This is a genomic window from Niveispirillum sp. GW835-FHT14G11 (genome assembly GCF_058793615.1).
This window is the reverse complement of sequence record NZ_JBXAFZ010000032.1, coordinates 1-19,640: the sequence shown is the minus strand read 5'-3', so window position 1 is coordinate 19,640 and position 19,640 is coordinate 1. Positions and strand designations below refer to the sequence as shown.

The 19,640-nt window shown below is 62.1% G+C and carries 16 protein-coding genes; 9 read left to right on the top strand and 7 right to left on the bottom strand.

The features are described from left to right. Positions 1 to 139 precede the first annotated feature (139 nt). Together AC1Q7F_RS31555 and AC1Q7F_RS31550 are read left to right on the top strand one after the other, a co-directional pair. Positions 140 to 1,069: a VOC family protein gene (locus AC1Q7F_RS31555; RefSeq protein ID WP_492512513.1), complete on the top strand. Its 930-nt coding sequence runs from the start codon at positions 140 to 142 to the stop codon at positions 1,067 to 1,069. A gap of 98 nt (positions 1,070 to 1,167) precedes the next feature. Next, on the top strand, positions 1,168 to 2,292 hold the full coding sequence (locus tag AC1Q7F_RS31550) for a zinc-binding dehydrogenase (RefSeq protein WP_492512512.1): 1,125 nt from the start codon (positions 1,168 to 1,170) through the stop codon (positions 2,290 to 2,292). A gap of 241 nt (positions 2,293 to 2,533) precedes the next feature. Here the strand turns inward: AC1Q7F_RS31550 and AC1Q7F_RS31545 are convergent, their stop codons facing one another. The 4 genes from AC1Q7F_RS31545 to AC1Q7F_RS31530 all read right to left on the bottom strand — a co-directional run bounded on the left by AC1Q7F_RS31545 (position 2,534) and on the right by AC1Q7F_RS31530 (position 7,843). Next, on the bottom strand, positions 2,534 to 3,454 hold the full coding sequence (locus AC1Q7F_RS31545; RefSeq protein WP_492512511.1) for a LysR family transcriptional regulator: 921 nt from the start codon (positions 3,452 to 3,454) through the stop codon (positions 2,534 to 2,536). 106 nt (positions 3,455 to 3,560) lie between these two features. Next, complete coding sequence (locus AC1Q7F_RS31540) at positions 3,561 to 5,072, bottom strand: phytoene desaturase family protein (protein WP_492512510.1); 1,512 nt, start codon at positions 5,070 to 5,072, stop codon at positions 3,561 to 3,563. A 146-nt stretch (positions 5,073 to 5,218) separates the two neighbouring features. Further along, the gene (locus AC1Q7F_RS31535; protein ID WP_492512509.1) at positions 5,219 to 6,157 is read right to left on the bottom strand and encodes a hypothetical protein; all 939 of its coding nucleotides are present in this window, start codon (positions 6,155 to 6,157) and stop codon (positions 5,219 to 5,221) included. A gap of 57 nt (positions 6,158 to 6,214) precedes the next feature. Next, positions 6,215 to 7,843 carry an FAD-dependent monooxygenase gene (locus AC1Q7F_RS31530; protein ID WP_492512508.1) on the bottom strand — a complete coding sequence of 543 codons (1,629 nt, stop codon included), beginning with the start codon at positions 7,841 to 7,843 and terminating at the stop codon, positions 6,215 to 6,217. Positions 7,844 to 8,189: 346 nt separating this feature from the next. Here AC1Q7F_RS31530 and AC1Q7F_RS31525 point away from each other — a divergent pair, with 346 nt between their 5' ends. From AC1Q7F_RS31525 to AC1Q7F_RS31495, 7 genes are all read left to right on the top strand, one after another. After that, positions 8,190 to 8,837 carry a glutathione S-transferase family protein gene (locus AC1Q7F_RS31525; RefSeq protein ID WP_492512507.1) on the top strand — a complete coding sequence of 216 codons (648 nt, stop codon included), beginning with the start codon at positions 8,190 to 8,192 and terminating at the stop codon, positions 8,835 to 8,837. 1 nt (position 8,838) lies between these two features. Further along, a complete protein-coding gene (locus AC1Q7F_RS31520; RefSeq protein ID WP_492512506.1) occupies positions 8,839 to 10,824 on the top strand; it encodes an acetoacetate--CoA ligase in 1,986 nt (661 codons plus the stop codon). Positions 10,825 to 10,979: 155 nt separating this feature from the next. Then, entirely contained in the window at positions 10,980 to 13,196 is a 2,217-nt protein-coding gene (locus AC1Q7F_RS31515; protein ID WP_492512505.1) for a TonB-dependent receptor, read from the top strand. 138 nt (positions 13,197 to 13,334) lie between these two features. Next, positions 13,335 to 14,534 (top strand): cytochrome P450, encoded by a 1,200-nt coding sequence (locus AC1Q7F_RS31510; protein WP_492512504.1) that lies wholly within the window; start codon positions 13,335 to 13,337, stop codon positions 14,532 to 14,534. A 135-nt stretch (positions 14,535 to 14,669) separates the two neighbouring features. Beyond that, positions 14,670 to 15,743, top strand: a complete 1,074-nt coding sequence (locus AC1Q7F_RS31505) for an alpha/beta hydrolase (RefSeq protein ID WP_492512503.1) — start codon at positions 14,670 to 14,672, stop codon at positions 15,741 to 15,743. A 240-nt stretch (positions 15,744 to 15,983) separates the two neighbouring features. Further along, positions 15,984 to 16,301 carry a 2Fe-2S iron-sulfur cluster-binding protein gene (locus tag AC1Q7F_RS31500; protein ID WP_492512502.1) on the top strand — a complete coding sequence of 106 codons (318 nt, stop codon included), beginning with the start codon at positions 15,984 to 15,986 and terminating at the stop codon, positions 16,299 to 16,301. A 203-nt stretch (positions 16,302 to 16,504) separates the two neighbouring features. After that, the gene (locus AC1Q7F_RS31495; RefSeq protein ID WP_492512501.1) at positions 16,505 to 17,746 is read left to right on the top strand and encodes an NAD(P)/FAD-dependent oxidoreductase; all 1,242 of its coding nucleotides are present in this window, start codon (positions 16,505 to 16,507) and stop codon (positions 17,744 to 17,746) included. Here AC1Q7F_RS31495 and AC1Q7F_RS31490 read toward each other — a convergent pair whose 3' ends face one another. The 3 genes from AC1Q7F_RS31490 to AC1Q7F_RS31480 all read right to left on the bottom strand — a co-directional run bounded on the left by AC1Q7F_RS31490 (position 17,747) and on the right by AC1Q7F_RS31480 (position 19,456). Next, positions 17,747 to 18,100, bottom strand: a complete 354-nt coding sequence (locus tag AC1Q7F_RS31490; protein WP_492512500.1) for a hypothetical protein — start codon at positions 18,098 to 18,100, stop codon at positions 17,747 to 17,749. Positions 18,101 to 18,368: 268 nt separating this feature from the next. Next, positions 18,369 to 18,857 carry a hypothetical protein gene (locus AC1Q7F_RS31485; protein ID WP_492512499.1) on the bottom strand — a complete coding sequence of 163 codons (489 nt, stop codon included), beginning with the start codon at positions 18,855 to 18,857 and terminating at the stop codon, positions 18,369 to 18,371. A gap of 20 nt (positions 18,858 to 18,877) precedes the next feature. Beyond that, a complete protein-coding gene (locus tag AC1Q7F_RS31480; RefSeq protein WP_492512498.1) occupies positions 18,878 to 19,456 on the bottom strand; it encodes a hypothetical protein in 579 nt (192 codons plus the stop codon). Positions 19,457 to 19,640 lie beyond the last annotated feature (184 nt).

The following is a 19,640-nucleotide window of genomic DNA, read 5'->3' as shown; positions in this document are numbered from 1 at the left end:
CTCGGAACGGGGAGGGACCCATGCTGGTCGACTGATGAAACGATGCAGCCGCCGCCAAGACGCGCACCGTGTTGGCGTCTCTCCTTCCCCCATATCTGGACCGGTCGCGGCCAGACACGTTCGGAATCCAGAGGTGACGATGAGCATCATCAAAGTAGAAGATCTCGCCTTCGTTCGGTTTCAGGTACCGGACCTGTCGGAGATGCGGAAGTTCCTGGAGGATTTCGGCCTGAACTGCGCCGAGCGTGAAGGCAGGCTCTACGCGCGTGGCACGGACGGGGCGCCGTTCCTTCATGTCTCGCAAAAGGGCGAGAGCCGCTTCATTGGGCTGGGTTTTCGAGCCCGGTCGCGCGCCGATCTCGATCTCCTGGCTAGGCATGAGGGAGTGCCGGTACTGCCGGCCGACATGCCGGGCGGTGGCTATCTTATCCGCCTCACGGATCCGGATGGCCACCTTGTCGATGTCCTGGCGGAACAGTCCTTCAATCCCGCCGAGCCGTTGGCACCTCAGGCCCTGGTGAATTCACTGGGCGAACGGAGGCGTCTCAGCGAACCGGTTCGCATTGATCCTGCCCCTTCCCATGTGCGTCGGCTTGGGCATGCGATGATCATGGTCGGTGATTATGCCATGTCGTCAGCTTGGTACAGGAAGCGGCTGGGACTGATCCCGTCGGATCAGGTGGAGGTAGAGCCGAATGTGCCGGTCGGCGCATTCATGCGCATGGACAAGGGCGACATTCCGACCGACCATCATACCCTGGCGATGGTCGCCTCGCCGGGCCGACCCGGGTTCGGGCATGCCGCGTTCGAAGTGGACGGGTTCGATGACCTGATGAAGGGCCACTCCTATCTGAAGGAGCGCAATCGCGAGCACGCCTGGGGTGTAGGCCGGCACAAGCTGGGGAGCCAGATATTCGATTACTGGCGTGACCCATGGGGCAATGAACTCGAACATTGGACGGACGGGGATGTGTATACCGCTGCTGATCCGATGGGCGTCGGCACGATCGATGACCTCTTGGGCACGCTCTGGGGGCCCAGGCACCCGGCGCTGACGGGGGGGCATTGACCCCGACCAAGGTTGTGCTGCGACGGGAATGCCGGCGTCGGCGGGGCGCCCGATTACGCAAGACATACACATCACATTGTTTTCAAGTGGAGACGATCATGGCTTTCACAGGACGCGAACTGCGTTCCACAGTCACCGGAGATGGCAAGCTCACCCTCTCGCTGGAGGAGGTCGGGATCACGGACCCCGCCGATGACGAGATCATCGTCCGCATCGAAGCGGCCCCCATCAATCCGAGTGATCTTGGACTGCTGATCGGTCCGGCCGATTTGTCTACGCTGCGGCAGGTCGAAGGCATGAAGCCCGGCTTGACCTTCGCCGTCCCGCCCGCCCGCCTGAAGGCGCTGGCGGGAAGGTTGGACCAATCGCTGCCGGTCGGGAACGAGGGGGCAGGCACGGTGGTCGCTGCCGGCAGGAATGCCGAGGCTCTGATAGGCCAGCGCGTCGGCATGCTTGCCGGTGGAATGTATGCTGACTACCGTAGGGTCCGGGCACAGGACGCCACGCCCCTGCCTGGTGGTGCGACGGCCGCACAGGGTGCCTCGATGTTTGTGAACCCGCTGACGGCGCTCGGGTTCGTGGAGACGGCGCGCAGGGAAGGCCATAAGGCGATCATTCATACCGCCGGTGCCTCGAACCTCGGCCAGATGGTGCAAAGGATTTGCCTGGCAGACGGCATTGCGCTCATCAACATCGTCCGGTCGCCGGCGCAGGTGGACCTCCTGCGGGGAGTTGGTGCGAAGATCGTTCTCAACAGCAGGGACGAGGATTTCCACGAACAGCTTGTTTCGGCGATAGCGGAAACGGGCGCCACCATTGCCTTCGATCCGATCGGCGGGGGGACCCTGGGCAGCGATGTCCTCCAGGCCATGGAAGAAGCCGCCGTCCGCCGCATGTCGGACTATAGCCGCTACGGCTCCGATACGTTCAAGCAGTTGTACATCTATGGTACGCTTGATTTCGGCCCGACCATTCTGAACCGGCGACCGATCGGTTATCAATGGAGTGTCTCCGGCTGGCTTCTGACCCCCTTCCTTAAGAAGGCGGGCATGGAGGTGGAGCAACGGCTGCGTCAACGGGTCGTCAATGAACTGACCACCACCTTCGCCAGCACGTACACAAAGGTGATCGGCCTCGCCGAAGCGCTGCAGCCGGACATCTTGCGTGCCTATGAGCGCAAGGCGACGGGTGAGAAGTTCCTGATCGATCCGACACGGGGCTGAACAGGCAGTAGCGGGGAACGGGCCTCCCTTTCACCTTCATCCCCACCATAGCGGGAATGAAGGTGGGGGCGGCTTCACTTTGGTACGGCGGCGCCCGCCGCTGCGCCGCTCGTATTGCGCAGCCAAGCCGACGGATGTTGGCGCCGGAGATTGAGGGCAATGATCAGAACCAACAGGTTCTGGTCACTGCAAAACCGCATAACAAGCCGTTAATGTCTTGTCCCGGGGACCGCGACGGCGTTCAGCCGTCGTCGCGCGTGCGCTGGTCGAGGTGCCGACCCGCACAGCGTCCGGCCAGATCATTCCAATATTCCGCCGCAGGGGTGAGCGGCATCGCAGCCCGGCGGACGGCACAGATCGGCGGGGCACTCGCGATGTTGCGGATGGGCAGCCGCGCAAGCACGCCTGACTCGTCGAGAAAGTCGAGCCACTGCGCCGACAGTGGTGCCAGCAGGTCGGAGGACTTGACGATCGAGATTAGGCTCATGCCGGATCCCGCCTCCATGGCGATATGCGGCGGGGGCAGCCCGGCCGCTTCGAAAATAGAAAGGACTTCGCCATCGGAATACATCGTCATGTGCGAGGTCACCCACGATTCATGCGCAAGCTCGTGGAGCGATGTCGCCGCACGCAAGGGGTGCCCGGGCCGCGCGACGACGATCCTCGGATTGTCGAACAATTGGTCAACGACAAGCGAGGAGTCCGTGAAATCCTGGGGGACAGGCCCATAATACATATCGACCAAGCCATCGCGCATGTCCGCCTCGATGGCCGGCATGGAGCTTTCCAGCACCTTTACCCGTACCTTTGGGAATCGCTTGCGGAAAGGGCGCAGGATCCTGGGCAGCATGACGACCAGACCGGCGGTGGAGAACGCGACGGTCAGTTTGCCGAGGTCGTCGCCCTTGAATTGCGCGATCTCGTCCAATCCGCGCTGCAGGTCAGCTTGGACGCTCCGCGCCCGACGAAGGAAGACTTCTCCAGCCGGTGTCGGCGCCATTCCAAATTTGTTGCGCTCGAAAAGGACGACGCCCAGTTCCTGCTCCAGTTCCCGGATACTGCGCGACATGGCGGGCTGCGCCAGACCGAGATGCTTGGCGGCCGCCCGCAGGCTTCCCCGCTCGACGATGGCCACCACGTTTCGGAGATGGCTCAGCTTCATCAACCTCTCCAGACGCCCAACTTCCATTGGACGGGAACCATACCGACCCTATGCTGGGTTGGCAACACCCGATGCCATATGATTATGTCCTCTCAATGGCGCCGTCTCAAGACACCGCGCTGACATCATCCAGGACTGTGCGGGCGGCGTTCCGGCCACAGGCACCGTGCACCCCGCCACCGGGATAGACCCCCGGACCGGCGAGGTAGAGTCCCTGGACGCTGGTCCGATATTGGTCCGGTCCCATCCGCACCAGCATGCGCCGCTCGAATGGCGATGAAAGGTCGCTCGACATAGCCAGCGGCGGTGCCGGGCTGTCGGCCCGGGCCTGATTCCATACGCCCCAGAAGGCGTCGGGGAACGTGGATTCGACCATGCGCCAACTGTCTTGATCAAGACAGCTCAATGCGGGAAAGCGGCTGTCCACGCCGGCCACATGCTGGCCGGAGGGTGCTTGCGTCGGGTCCCAGAGGCTGTGCAAGCGCACCACGCCAGCGGGCTTCGGCAACAATCCTGCACTAATATCTGCCTCATTCGCCAGGACATCGGCCGGCGTCTCGTGACCGATGATTGTCTTGAGACAGGTGTTGATCTGGGGATCGTGGCGGGCGGATTTGTAATGGGGTGCCTGCGTCAGGCAGAAATGCGAACCGGCAATCGACCCGGGGCGTTGTCGGCGGAAGGCGGCCAACTCATCCCGCTCCGACGGTGCGATGGCGGTCACCGCCACCATGTCGTCGAAGGTGTCCAGCAAGGGTGTGGCGGCCACGACGCCGATAGCCGCGCGGATGGTCTCGCCGGCCCTGGTCTCGACGCCGACGGCCCGCCCGTCCTCCAGGATGATGCGCGCGACACCCGTCGAGCAGGTGATCATGACCCCGGCTGCGCGCGCGGCGTCACCCAGCGCCGTTGAATAGGCGCCCATGCCGCCGACCGGAACGCGCCACCGGCCGGCGATCCAGAGCGAATAGCCGAGAAAGGCGATGTCGCCGCCGCGCTCCTCCAGCGCCAGTCCCGTCTCGGTGGCCAGATGATAAAGAAGGACGCGTATTTCCGGCGCCTCGAACAGACGGTCGATCAGCATCCGGGCGCTGCCGTCCCCCAGAGAACGCGCATCGACTGGACCTTTGAACAGGCTGCGCACCGTATCGGCCTGTTCCGCGAACCATTTGCGGTCCGGCGCCTTATAAAGGCCCCTGCGGATCAGCGCGCCGAGACGGGCCGAGCGGAGCTTCAGTTCGACATAGGTGGCCGCATCTTTTCGTGAATGGACACCGAGGCTCCTGCGGGTCCGGGCGAGAAGGTCGGGACGGTGGAGGATGGCCGGGGGCCGGCCATCGGCGAATGCCACGCCCAGTTGCGCTTCCGGATGATGCAACCCCACCTTCAGTGCCGCCGGGCTGATCCGATCGGGCATGAGATCGGCGAACAGGAAAGCGTTGGCGTGCGGGCTGTGGCGGAACCCCGGCAGAAGCGGTTCCCTGGTCGTTGCACATCCCCCGACACTCGCACCGGCCTCCACCACCCGGACGGAAAGTCCGGCCCGCGCGAGATCGAGCGCGGCGCAGAGGCCGTTATGCCCGGCCCCGATGACGACGATGTCATATTGCTCTGGCATCCGCCTCTCAACCCGATGCTCGACCCTATGGTCTGGAACAGGCCGGCATGGACCGCTTTGCACCGGCTGTCGGCTGACCCGGCATTGATACCCGCCGCCGGGCAGGGTTTCCAGGGTAACTTTCCCGCCCGCGGCTGGCCGAGCCGTTATCCATAAAGCTCGGCATGTTCTGCGGCATAACGCGCATAGGTCTCCTTGATCGAGGCGATGTTGAGCAGCATCCGGGCAACGGGTTGCATCGTCCCCGCACGGTACAGTGTCGAGCTTATCCAGACACTCTCGGTACGCCGGCTGCCTGACAGGAACACAATCTCCCGCTCGATGTCGTAATCCTCGCCGACATGGACAGGCCCGTCGATCAGGCGGATCTCCTGATCGGCGAACAGCCCGACAACCGGTCCGCGGGCGCGATAGCCATCTTCGCGTGCCGTATATTGCATGAGGACACTGATCATCTCCATCGGCACGACGGATTTGCCGAAGGCATGGGCTGAACCGTCGTAAAGCGGCGACGGTTCAGTGATGCGTGCCAGCTTTTCCGCCAGCGTGAACGGGTAGAGCGCCCCCATATGCTGGTCGAAATCCATGCGGACGCGTCGGCGCGGCGTGCGCTGGCCGATTTTGACGTCTGCGAGGATCACGGGATCGGCGAGCGGCGGGAGCCCGGTCAGGCGGCGTTCCAGCGCGGAGGCCGGAAAGTCAGGTCCCACCGACGCGGTGCCGCGCAGAATCTCAGTTTCGTCGTCGCGCAACATCCAGATTTCGGTGATGACGGCGTCCCCCCGCGGCCGGCGCAGATAGGCCCGCACCTGTTCGCCCTCGAAGACGGGCGCGCGGTAATGGACCGACAGGCAGCCGTGAGACAGCCAGCGCTCGCCCCAGACAGCAAATGCCAGCGGCGCGAACTGGCTGAAATGTGTCGGCCCCTCGATTGTGCCGCCCTTGAAGCCGATCGCCTGCGCGGTGGCGTCGTCATGGATTGAGGCGTGGCCGCCATCGTCCTGCACTGCCAGCATCTGCCGCGGGCTTCGCGCCGGACCGGCCAGCACGCCGCCTTCCTCCTCGATGGATGTGGTGAAATACATCTGCTCCCCCCTCCGCCGCCGGGGCGGTGCGCCGGCGGTAATGTTCGGTTCCGCCGTTCAATCGGCGCTGTTGAGTTGGCCCGTGGCGCGCATCAGGATCCGGGGCCCTTCCCAAAGGTTCCCGCGCCAGGCGACGTGCTGGTCGGGACGGATCAGGGCAAGCCGCCGTTCGTACAGCGCGGCGATGTTCCCGTCATCGATCCGCACGGTCGTAAGCGGGATACCCGACGAGGCCGCATCCGCTTCGGCACGCTGGCATTCCAGGTCGGGGCCATGGCCGAAGCTCAGCAGGGTGAAGCCCGGGCCGAACAGATCGTACAGTGACCGCCCGTCCGCCAGCCAGCCGTGCGGAGCCCGGGCGCCTGGCCGGGCGGTCGGCTTATAGTCGCGCATCGAAGGGTCGTTGGGCCGTCCGCCCGGCTCGCTGGCAGTGATCGGGGAAGCGTCGTAGCTGCATCCCAGCATGACACCGAGGCTGCGGAACTCCTGCAAACGCCCTTCGGCCAGCTTGGCCCCGACTTCCGCCCGGACCGCTGCACCTTCCTGTGAATCCTCTTCGATCGCCGGCGGGATCGCCAGATGTAGCGACACCGTCGAAAAATTGGACAGGGCGGCGTCGATCACCCGACGGTGGACGGGCTTGCGCTCCTGCTCATAGGAGTCCAGGAGGTATTTGCCGCCCCAGTTCCGCAGGACCGCCGCCATCTTCCATCCAAGATCGACCGCGTCCGAGATGCCCATGTTCATCCCATAGCCGCCGGTGGGAGGATGCAGATGGCAGGCATCGCCGATCAGGAAGATGCGGCGGTCGCAATATTTGTCGGCGATGAATTCGCTGGCGGCCCATTCATCGGCGCTCAGAACCTCGTAGGGAAGGTCGATGCCCGTCGCGCGCCGGATGAGGTCGGCGGCGGTTGCAAGGTCGATCCGGTCGAGACCAGGGATCTTGCCCGGCATGAAATACCAGAGATCATCCTTGTCCATGGGCCCGATCATGCCCGGCACGTCCGGATTCGTCTGCCAGTACATGATGCCGGGTCCGTGAGCGTGCATCGCCGCCAGGCCCGGAGCCCGGAAAACGATGTTGTACGCGTGCGCCAGGCCGTACCGGCCTTGCATCTGCGCCCCGATCAGATCACGGATCGCCGAGCGGGCTCCGTCGGCACCGACCAGATAATGACACTCGATATCGATCCGGCCGCCCGCCCCGATATCGCGGATTTGGCAGGTCACGCCCGTCTCATCCTGCCCGGCGGAGACGAACTCATGTTCGAACAGGATGTCGACCGTCGCCAGGGAGCCTGCATGCGTGCGCAGGACTTCTTCAACCCGGTATTGCGGTATCCACTGCGAATGTTCGGCATAAAGCTCATTGCGTCCGGGGGCGCAGTTGAACGCGTCCCTGATGGTGGCAAGGCTATAGCCCGACAGGCGCGTGACGAAATGGACATCCGAAGGATAGTCCAGCCCGAAGGGTGCGGCCGCGGCCAGATCGTGGGCGATGCCCCAGCGTCGGAAATGCTCGCGCGTGCGGGTATGCGTCGTCTTCGCGCGGGGTGCGTAGCCGACGCGGTCGTTCCGTTCCACGACGATGCAATCGATCCCCCGGCTTCCCAGTTCGATCGCCAGTGCCAGGCCCGCCGGCCCCGCTCCGCAGATGAGAACTTCGGTTTGTCGCGCTGCCACGGTTTTCCCCCGCATTCTGTTTGGATTGGTTGCTGTCGTTCGCCAAAGGCGGCGCGACCGCCGGCGCAAGCGAAATCTAGTCGTCCGAAAGCACTGCCACGGAATGGCAAAAAAGCGAGATCGATACCGGGAGATTATCGCGTCGCCCGCTGGTAGATGCCGAAACGATATCGTATGCGCGGTCCTGTTATCTTTGAGCGGCGCGGCGCAGCGGCTAGAATCCTGCCACACAGCATAAGTGTGCAGTCCCCGTCAGCGTCCAGACCTTAGACGCAACGGGTCGGGTTCTGCTTGAGCACACAATAAGGGCAGGCCGTCAGGCCATGTCCAACGTGGGGAAACCGTGATGATCACCCTTTATGCCTGCAACTTCCATGGCGCCTTCGCGCATGGCACCGTCCGCGACATTCGTGCGCGCTGGGCACTTGAGGAGGCAGGCCTGCCCTATGAGACGCGGATGGTCGGACGGGAGGGTCTGTCCGCACCCGAATACCGGGCCATCCACCCCTTCGGCAAGATCCCCGCGATCGTTGAGGAGGACGGGCTTGCCATATTCGAGTCCGCCGCGATCGTGCTTCATCTGGGCGAGCGCAGCGAGGTGCTGCTTCCCCATGACCGGGGCGCTAGGGCGCGGACCACGGCATGGATATGCGCGGCGGCCACGACGCTGGAATGGACGGTCAGCACATTGGGCCGCATCGACTTCTTTCCCATTGATCGCGATGCCGACGCGACAATCCGGCCCATGGTCGTGCGGGTCGCGCAGACGCGTCTGGCGGCGTTGGCCGAAGCGCTGGGCGACAGGGACTATCTGGAAGGGCGCTTCACCGGCGCGGACATCATGATGCGCTGCGTGCTCGATATGTTGAGCCATACCGACCTGATCGCAGCGTTCCCGACCCTCACCGCCTACATGGATCGCTGCGCCGCTCGGCCCGCCTTCCAACGGGCCATGCGCGATCATCTCGCCGCCTATGACAAGGAGCATGCGTAAAATGGCGTGGACGCCCCTGATCAAGGAATTCCGGGAACAGGTTGAACAAAGGGTCGGGCACCACTTCGCCGATTTTGAAGAACTTCATCGCTGGTCCGTCGAGCAGCCAGAGGCGTTCTGGCGAACGGTCTGGGACTTCGAGGGCATCTTGTCCCCCGATCCCGCCGATATTGTCCTGGCCCCGGCGCGAATGCCCGGCGCGCGATGGTTTCCCGGCAGCAACGTGAGTTATGCCCGCCAGGTCATGCGCCATGTCGGGCCTGCCCAAGCGGCCGGTCATCCGGCGATCATCGCGGAGGATGAAAACGGCCCCGTGGAGACCGTCGATTGGCCGACGCTCCGCACCAGGGTCGCTTCCTTCGCGCTGTCGTTGCGCGCCCTTGGCGTCGGCAAGGGCGACCGCGTCGTCGCCTATCTTCCCAACCGGCCGGAGGCGATCGTCAGTTTCCTCGCTTGCGCATCGCTCGGCGCGGTATGGGCTGTTTGCGCGCCAGACATGGGCGTTCCTGCCATCCTCGACCGGTTCAAGCAGATCGGGCCGAAGGTGTTGATCGCCACGGATGGCGTCTTCTATGCCGGAAAGGCGATCGACCGGGCGGATATCGTCGAACGGCTGCGGGACGGTCTTCCAAGCCTGGAGGCGCTTGTCCTGCTGCGGTCGGGCTACAGTGGCAGCACGCTTTCCGGTGCGCTTGATTTCACCTGCATGGTTTCGCGGGACGGGGAGGCCGTGCGCGCCTTCCAGCCGGAATGGCTGCCCTTCGATCACCCTCTGTGGATCGTCTATTCCAGCGGCACGACAGGCAAGCCCAAGGCGCTGGTCCACGGGCATGGGGGTATTCTGCTGGGGGCGGCTGCCGCGCGGCTGCACTCCGATCTCGGCGCCAGCTACGACGTGCGTACGCCGGGCGAGCGTTTCCACTGGTTCAGCTCGACGGGTTGGATGATGTGGAACTCGCAGGTCAGTGGCCTGCTGAACGGAACGACCATCTGCATCTTCGACGGAAGCCCGAGCGGCTCCCGGGCTGCTCCTGATCCAGCCCTGCTCTGGCGGTTCGCGGCGCGCAACCGGGTCACCTTCTTCGGGTCGGGCGCGCAATTCTATACGATGTGTGCAAAGCAGCCGGTGGATTTCAGGGCGGTTGGCGACCTGTCGACCCTCCGGGCACTTGGCAGCACCGCCTCGCCGCTGCCCGCTTCGGTTCAGATGGCGATCTCCGACCGTTTGGCGGGGGCTGGAAAGGCCGGCATCTGGTGGTTCAACAGTTCCGGGGGGACCGATATATGCGGTGCGTTCTGCACCGGGAACCGCGAGCTGCCGGAGGCGGCGGGGAAGATCCAGTGCCGCCAGCTTGGCGCTGCCGTCGAGGCGTGGAACGAGGAGGGCATGCCGGTGACGGGCGAGGTCGGCGAACTCGTCGTTACCAGGCCCATGCCGAACATGCCGCTGTTCCTCTGGGGTGACGAAGATGGCTCGCGGTACAGGGAATCCTATTTCGAACATTTCGAAGGGTGCTGGCGGCATGGCGACTGGCTGAAGGTTGATCCCGACGGAACATGCGAGATATTCGGGCGAAGCGACGCCACAATCAATCGTGCCGGCCATCGCATGGGGACAAGCGAAATCTATGCGGCCATCGAACAGATGGAGGGCGTCGCGGACTCACTGGTCGTCGATGTCCGTGTGCATGACGCGGACAGCCGACTGCTGCTGTTCGTCGTGCCGGCCGGGGGTCAGGACGCCGGCGATGCGCTGGTCTCGCGCATTCGCGACGCGATCCGGACGTCGCTTTCGCCCCGGTTCGTGCCCGACGAGGTGGTCTTCGTGTCGGCGGTGCCGCGGACCTTGTCATCCAAGAAACTCGAACTACCCGTCAAACGGCTTTTCGAAGGTGCCCCGGTAGGTCGCGTCGTTGAGCCGGCCGCGATGGCTAATCCCGAGTGTCTGGAGGAGTATGTCACTCTGGCGGCCCGCTTTCGCGGATGACCGGCTTCCGACCATGGCGTCGATCACATCGCAATCACCTCGAATAAAGAACTTTTTCGAAATAATAAAATAGAGTTTGCAAAAAAGAATATTTTCTGACAAAAACTGAACCTTAAGAGTGTGCGAAACAGCGCACCGGACAAGGGAGGAACAAGATGCCAGTGAAGTGGCTTTGGTCGGTGGCACCCCTGGCCCTGCTGATCGGAAGTGGCGTGCAGGCGCAAACAACAGTGGGAACGGCACCTGCGCCTGATGGTGCATCTACGGTGCTGCTTGACGAAATCGTTGTAACCGCACGCAAAAGGGTCGAAACGGCGCAATCCGTTGCGGCAACGATCACTGTGGTGGACGAGGCGCGGCTGGCTGCGGCCGGGGTCGTGAATTTCTCGGATATCTCCAAGGTCGTGCCGGCTCTGAATATCGCAGACTCACCGGACTCCAACCAGTTCGCGGTCACCATCCGTGGCCTGGGCTCGGCACCGGGCAACCCGTCCTTCGACAGCTCGGTTGCGACATATATCGATGGGGCGTTCGTCTCCAGGGATCGCGAGTTCGGCGCTTCTCTGTTCGACATGAGCAGCCTGGAGGCGATCAGTGGTACGCAGGCTACCCTGCTGGGCAAGAATAGCAGTCTCGGTGCTGTCAATCTGGTGACCACTAAGCCGGGCACCGATGTGGCTTATAATGCGCGCTACGGTCACGAGTTCGAACTGAAATCAGATCGGATCGAGGCGGGCATCGATCTGCCGCTGACGCCCACATTGGCGATGCGGGTGGCCGGCTTCTATGACAGTCAGGGTGGTCCGCTGAGCGATGTAATTAGCGGCGAGAAATATCGCGACAGGAAGGGCGGAGGCCGCCTTACGGCAGTATGGACGCCGTCCGATCTCGTCGATGTCACGGCATCCGCGCAGGTGACCCGGAACGTCTCCAAGGGGCCCAATGCATCTGTCCAACTCTATGGCGACGCCCCGGGGCGTCTGGCGGCCGCCTTCGGCTATCCGGATACGCCCGTCAGTGCCTATGACAAGATCGCGATCTACTCGCCGTCCATCGGCGGCGTCCGGCGCAACAGCCTGAATTCAGAGCGTGGGACCATTACCGCGAATTTCCATCTCGGTGAAGGCACATTGACCTCGCAGACAGCCTATTCAGCTTCACGCGGCGGCGTCGACCTGAATGGTGCCTATCTTCCGGGAGACGCGCATACCGCTTTCATCCACGACAACTCCAAACAGTTCACCCAGGAACTGCGCTATACGGGAGAGATCGGTCCACGGTTCGATTATGTGGCCGGTATCTTCTATCTTTACGGCACGTTCAGGCAGAACGAGGCGCATTATTTCGACTATCCGGCCGGCACGACGCCGCTGCCATTCCCCGTCGACGGCGCCAACAGCACCTATTTCAAGCAGACGAACAAGGCCTATTCAGGTTTCACCCAGGCGAACTTCAAGATCCTGGACCCCCTGACGCTCACGGGCGGCATACGCTATACACATGAGAGCAAGGATGCCGACTTTGCACGGACACTGCTTGTGCCCGGGATCTATTCTACGCTTCTCAGCCCGCCGGTCGCGCCGTTCTCGCTGTCGAACGACAAGGGCAGCATCGATGGAACGGTCGGTCTGAACTACGCCCTGACCAAGGACTTCCTGCTGTACGTCACCTGGGGGCAGGGGACGAAGGCCGGCGGGTATGCCTCGGCCGTCAGCGATCTTTCGAAGTCCTTCTACAAGCCGGAGGTTGCGCAAACGACGGAAGTCGGCTTCAAGTCACAATGGTTCGACCGCATGCTGACGCTTAACAGCGGCTATTTCGATACGAACGTCGACAATTTTCAGGTCGTTATCTATGATGGAACCGGGTTCGTTGTCTTCAACCAGAACGTCAAGACGAACGGCCTGGAAACTCAGGTTTCGTTGAGGCCGGTCAACGGACTGCGGCTCTCCTGGAACAACATCTATTCCAACGCCCGCGATGCCGGCAACGGAACGAGAGTGCCCCTTGCGCCGCGCTGGTCAGGCCTGGTCGGGGCGGCGTACCAGTTCGGCCTTTCCGCGGATCTGGACGCCGACTTGGACGTCAATATGGACTACCGGTCCAAAGTGAATTCCCAGACGATTATCACCGGCACGCCCTATCTGTTGCCCAAACTCGCCTCGTTGCACCGGCTGAACGCCAGTGTTGGTGTCGGGGACCGGGAGCAGGGCTGGGAGGTGCGGCTCATCGGCCAGAACCTTACAAACCAACAGGTGTACGGCTTCAATTTCCCTCTGCCCTTCGTGACCTCGCCCCCCGGCACCCAGAGCGTCGTGCGATTTCCGATAAACCCGCGAACGGTGAAGCTTCAGCTCAGCTTCAAAATGTGAAACCGTGTGGCCAGGAGAGAATAGATGTGGCTGATCCAATCAAGGGACGTTTGCAGCCGTCTGGCGGGTTCCGGCATTCCTGGTGACGGCACCGGACCTTTCACCGTCCGTCATCACGAGCGCGGGGGGATGTGACCGATGCCGCAGCAGACATCGGATCACACGGCGCTGGACGTCGATCTCTTCAGTGAGGCCAGCCTGCGCTATCCTTATGGGGACTACAAGGCGATCCGGGACGCGGGTCCCGCCGTTTGGCTGCCGCGCCTGTCGGTCTACGCCATCGGCCGCTTTGCCGACGTTCAGGCGGCGCTTCGGGCGCCGGAACAGCTGGTCAGCGGCCAAGGGAACGGCTTCAGTGACGTCTGGAACGCCGGCCGCGGCATGAACGTGCTTCAGATGGATGGCAGGCCGCATGCGCGTCTGCGCAATACCATCATGCGGCCCCTTTCACCCGCAAAGCTGCGCGAGGCCCGTCAGGACCTCAAACAGTTGGTTGTCAAGCGCGTGCAGTCCTTGCTGGGAGGTGACAGCTTCAATGCCATGCTGTCGTTGGCCGCGTTCCTGCCAGTGGAGGCGGTGTCGCATCTAGTTGGTCTGCCTGAGGTCGGCCGCGAGCGCATGCTCGCCTGGGCGGCGGCGACCTTCAATCTCATCGGACCGGATCCGCATGCGGATGATCTTGCCGTCAGTGCCGAGGCGCGGGCCTTCATGAGCAGCCTCAGCGCGGCATCCGTTCGCGCCGGAAGCTGGGCCGGGGAACTTTTCGCGGCCGTGGACACCGGCCGGCTGACGCAGACCGAGGTTCTGCAGGCGATCAGCGCCTATGTGATACCCAGCCTCGACACCACCATCCTCGCCAAGGGACATTTGCTGCACGACCTTGCCGCCAATCCGGGCCAATGGACGGCACTGCGGCAGAATCCGGGGAAGATTCCGGCGGCCGTCCTGGAAAGTGCCCGCCGCAACTCCGTGCTGCGCTTCTTCTCACGGGTTGCCATGGAGGATTATGATGTCAGCGGCGTTACGATACCAAAGGGGGCGCGGGTGATGATCCTCTATGCCTGCGCCAATCGGGATGAACGGCGCTATCCCGATCCCGACCTTTTCGACATCGATCGCGACCAGCGCGATCTGCTTGCCTGGGGCACGGGTCCGCACATGTGCGCGGGCATGAATCTCGCCAAGCTTGAGATGGAGGTCTTGCTGGAAGCCTTGGTCGAGGCCGACGCCGAACTTGTCGCCGGAACGCCGACCATGGGTCTAAACCGGGGTCTATACGGCTATGCCGACCTTCCGTTCCAGATACGGCGGGCGGCTCGGGGGGGGGAGCCGGCCTGACGGGGAGCGGTGGAACGGGATGCGAGTGTAAGGTCACCTGTATCGGATGGATTTATACGGCGGGTATTGGCGCGCGCGCCAGATACTTCCAAGCTGATCGGATGGCGCGACCATGATCTGGGAAAGGATGTGTTGATGGACATTCACTATGAATCGGCCGACCCCTCCGCGGTAACGCCTGAATCTCCGCCGGCGATCGAAGTGGGGCGCCATCGTACTCCGCTGCCCGGCTCACTGCCCCCGTTGCAGCCGAAGGTTGACTATGAGACGTTGCGTCAACGCAGGCTGGCCGAGGTCGATGAAGAGACGCGGCTGATCAACCTGCCCTACGGCGCGCCGCCTCCCGACCTTATCCCCGCGCCCTTGCCCGATCCGCAGGTGCTGGCGCCGGGTCTCAAGGCCTGGAACGTGGAAATTCCGGGGCCCGCTGGGTCGCTGACGATGCGGATTTACAAGCCCGAGCACCATGAGGGCCCTCTCGGCCTCTATCTCCATACCCACGGCGGCGGCTGGTGCATCTTCGGCGGTCTTGACGACATCGACACCCAGAACAGCAGCTATGCGGTCGATTGGGGCTGTGCCGTGGCCCACGTCGATTTCCGCCTGTCCTGGCAGGCAAAATTTCCCGCTGCGGTCGAGGACTGCTTCGCCGCTTACAAGTATATTGTCGACAATGCCGACGATCTTGGTATCGACAAGACGCGGATCGGGATCGGTGGCGGATGCACAGGTGCCAATCTGGCAACGGTCGTTTCCCTGATGGCGCGGGACGCCGGCATTCAGAAGCCGGCCATCCAATGGCTGTGGACGCCGTGCTTCGATGCAAGGAACAATACCGGGTCCTACGAGGAGTTCGCGAATTACAGTCTGACGCGCGACATCGCCGATGCGGTGACGCGGCTTTACCTGAGATCGAAGGAGGACATGTTCGACTGGCGCGTCTCTCCATTGCTTGCTCCCAGCCTGAAGGGGCTGTCGCCAGCGATCATCTGGACGGGCGAGTGGGAAATCCTGCGCGATGAAGCCCGTGCTTTCAGGAACCGTCTGGAGGAGGCGGGCGTGGAGGTCACCTTTATCGAGGGCCCGCAGCAGCCCCACGCCGGGATCTATGCCATCAACCCCAAGACCGGCCGACCCACCCGCTATGCCCAGGAAACGCTGCCAAAGATCAACGCGCTGATGCGCCGCTATATCGGCCCCCTATCCTGACATGGCTATATGCGCGCCCGGGAAGGATACCTCGGCCGGAATTGCAGGGGCTGGACAGGAAGATACGGGGGCGGGAAGACGCCAGACCATGCCGAACCGCGGGGGCTGCCCTTCCGCAGGGTGTCAATCGGCTTTGTCCGAGGCTTTCATCAGTTCCTGCCTTCCACGCCTAAGTTCTCGCCCGTGATCATCTTCTTCCAGAAATGGAAAAGGCTTCAATTTCATATATGCTGGTGAACAATGCCTGTTTTGACTGTCACCTCTCGCGACGGCACTGTCCGCGACATCGTTGGGGAGGCGGGTCTTTCTGTCATGGAAGTGATCCGCAACGCCGGCCTCGATGAATTGTCGGCTCTATGTGGAGGCTGCTGCTCTTGTGCGACCTGCCATGTCCATGTCGAGACCGCTTGGCTTTCCCGCCTTCCGCCGATCGATGAAGATGAAAATGCTCTGCTCGACAGTTCATCGAGCCGTACTGCTAATTCGCGGCTCGCCTGCCAGCTGTACTTCACGGATGCGCTGGACGGGCTGAACATCACTGTTGCGGCAGAGGACTGATGACGGCTACGCGGCGGATGCGGCTTATGATGAGAGGCGTGTTGGAAGCAGCGCCGGGACTTACGCCGACGATGCCGAATTTGCTGGCACTGCGCGCACGCGGCTGGTGGATGCGGTGCCCGGCTCTCTGACCGAGCATGGGTGGTGGCAGTCATCGACGATGGCGGGGTTTCGCACGACATCACAATATGTAGGATACCGACATGGCTGAGGAACCGCACAGCGTCATCATTGCAGGCGGCGGTCAGGCTGCCGCTCAGTTGGCGCAGTCGTTGCGCGCCGGAGGTTTCACAGGGCCGGTCACCATAGTGGGCGAAGAGCCGTTTCCGCCCTATGAACGCCCCCCCTTATCTAAGGATTACCTCTCGGGCAGGCGGGACGCGGCACGACTGTTCCTGCGCAAGGCGGAATTTTGGGCCGAGAAGCAGGTTGACTTGCGTCTGGGTCGCCGCGTCATCGCCGTCGACCGGCGGGCGTGTATGGTTGCCCTGGACGATGGCATGGTACTGCCCTACGGTCGACTAGTCTGGGCGGCGGGTGGACGACCGCGGCGTCTGTCCTGCGCGGGAGCCGAGCTGACTGGTATCCACTATATTCGCTCCATCGCCGATATCGACGGGTTGAAAGCCGGCTTGACCCTGCCGGAGCGGCGCATCGTCATCATCGGTGGCGGTTACATCGGGCTGGAGGCCGCCGCCGTCCTGCGCGGCTTTGGCCATAATGTTACAATGCTGGAGATGCGAGACCGACTTCTGGCCCGTGTCACTTCCCCCACCGTCTCGCAGTACTTCCTTGACCTGCATCGGAGCCACGGTGTGGATGTGCGTCTCTCGGTGAGCGTGACAGGCTTTACGGAGAATGAGGGCCGGGTGACGGGTGTGCACCTATCCACTGGCGAGGTGCTGGCGGTTGACTTGGTTGTGGTCGGTGTCGGCATTATTCCCAATGTCGAGCCACTGGCCGCGGCTGGCATTTCTTGCCCCGATGGAGTGGAGGTGGATGATTGTTGTCGCACCGTCGACCCGAACATTCTGGCAATCGGCGACTGCGCCCTGCATCCCAGCCAGTTCGCACCTACGCCCATTCGGCTGGAGTCCGTACAGAATGCTATTGACCAGGCAAAGACGGCAGCCGATGCCATTCTGGGGCGGGAGAAGCCCTATGTGGCCATTCCTTGGTTCTGGTCTGACCAGTACGAGGTGAAGATGCAGACGGTTGGCCTGTCCATTGGTTACGATGCTCAAGTCGTGCGGGGCAAGCCTGGTGTTGTACCGTTCAGCGTTATCTATTTGAGGGATGGGCAGGTCATTGCCCTGGACTGCCTATCGGCGCCCAAGGATTTCGTACAGGGCCGTGCCCTGGTCGCGGGCCGGGTAATAACTGATCCGGCTCTATTGGCTGATCCCACGGTTGAATTGAAGACACGGGTTCCGATCCCGGCCTGACTACGGCTGTTTCCATCTGTCGGACCGCTTATTCCCTTCCTTATTGCCGAGAGTTTCGTCACGGTATTTGGAGTCGGAAAGTGAAAACATGACTGCGGTGTTTTGCAGGGACGTCAGGGTGTATGAAAGGCCTTCTAGGCGATATTGCAGCGTGCGTTGCGGAATGGGCGCAGGCAGGGCGCGACCTATCTCGGATGCCGGGATAGCCTTTGTATGAAGGCCTATGATCCTTTCGATCGCAGCCAAGGCGTCTTCCGTGATGTGATTGGCCACGATATGTTGCCTTTCCTGCGTGTAGCGGTCAGGCGCAAGAATGTGGAATGTATACGCAAAAATCAAATCTATGCGCAACATTTGTTGCGCCTATCCGATTGTGATGGCTTCGCGTTGGGCTTGGCTGACTGGGACAAACTACGCTGCTACACGAAATAGCCCGTTGCGGTTCCCGGCAGCCAGCAGTTTCATCATTCGGCAATCCCTGAGGGCGGGTCGCAAGTTGAGAGCAGATCCTGCCCCCGCATCCAGTAAAGCCCCGTAGCCTCAATAGGTTACGGGGCTTTTTGCTGTCTGCGACGCGGAAGCAGCACAAAGCGTGGAAGCATAGTGGAAGCGCGGGATAGACCTAAGCGTCCTTGGGATGGGCCACTGTATAGACATCCCAGCGCACACCCAAAAATCCCGGCTGGTCAACGACGATATCTAGGTCTGGACCTTCTTTCGTTTGCACAAAATCGAGCAGCCGGCGCTCACAGGCGTTCCCAGCCACACTCGCATCAGCATCGGACCCAAACTCATCCCCAGACAAGGAAGCGCGAACGGCTGACCGATTCCGTGTTTTCTCGGCAGTGTAATTTATAAGCTCGTCGTTCGAATGTTCAGAGACACCTATCGTTACCGCCGAGGCTTGTTGATACTTAATCGCCCAAGCTTCTGCGACCCTTTTGATGTCATCGGTCATCACCATCAGATACCCTTGCGCTTCCTCGCCAGAGGCCCGCTTAAGGGTGACAGCGTAAAGAAGGCGCAACAGGTCTAGTTCCAGCTTTTGCCGTTTAGCCCCCGTTAGATCCAGGTTGCTTTTTGCCATGCCGAAGATGTGACGCACAGCCATGCTCTACCCCCTTGTCAGGGTCACGCAATTACAGCCGTAATTGCGGAAAAATCGCCCGCCGTCGGCATCGCGAAGAGGCATTTCCCGCCGCTGGAATCCGCCCATAGTGCACCTATCGCCCGCTTGTCGGCAGCCTCACCGGCCAAGTGCTGCCCCTTGTATTCCACAGCGAGAATGCGCCCGTCAGTGAGCATAGCAAGAAAGTCCGGATAGAACCTGCCATTGGGGAGTTGTAGCCAGAAGGCATTTGGCTTCCGATCCACGTTCCGGACCCAGTACCGCACGGCTGGGCATTCATCAAGGAAGACGGCGCAACGGAACTCCTCCCCCTCGGGCTTCAGGTCGCCAATGATAGAGAAGTAGTGCTTGTTGAACTTCCTCGCTCCCTTGTAAGGCTGATTGTAGGCGTAGGTCTGTTCATCGAACAGTAGAGCAAGATCGGCGCTGGTCTCGAATGCTTGGGCATCTGCGGCGAACAGGGCACGATACTGCGTATTTTCCCGGCTCTTTCGGAGCGTCTGTATCTCCTCAGTCAAGGCTCTGCGAAGTTCGTATTTGTAGCGAGCTAATTCATCCAGGCTGTAGCTTTTACTTTTCATTACAGCTTCGAGGGCGTGCTGAATGAACAGCCGGGCAGCTGGCTTGGTGATGTCAGGGTGGGGAATGCCACGATCAATCCAATTGACCAGTCGAGGTAGGGACCAAGCTGAACCGCGCCGGGATTGTCGGCGGCAAAAGTTCGTGAGTCACGCCGCCATTTGCTGAGTGCTCACGGCATCATGA